At 48.9% G+C, this 233-nt stretch carries 1 protein-coding gene; it reads left to right on the top strand.

Translation table 11 applies throughout. The features are described from left to right. Window positions 1-233 (top strand): outer membrane beta-barrel protein (locus tag KVT36_RS32305; protein WP_217607524.1); only part of this gene is annotated, 233 nt, incomplete at both ends.

Here is a 233-nt window from a genome sequence, read left to right as displayed (position 1 = left end):
ATCTCTACGGATAACAAGGCCGATTACGGGGATACCATTGAAGGTATCACCACACCGGATTACGATAAAACCAATCATCTCCTGTATAAGGAACATATCAATGCCGCCTATGGCAACTTTTCAAAAGGGTGGGCAAAACTCTCGCTGCAGGCGGGCCTGCGCCTGGAAAATACCATTATGCAGGGGCGGCAGGTGGGCAATGCCGTAAAAACAGTTTCCGCTGTTAAACGGAA

It is taken from the genome of Chitinophaga sp. GbtcB8 (assembly GCF_019091455.1).
GTDB lineage: Bacteria > Bacteroidota > Bacteroidia > Chitinophagales > Chitinophagaceae > Chitinophaga.
Note: the sequence above shows the minus strand (reverse complement) of the source record. Positions and strands in the feature narration are given on the sequence as shown.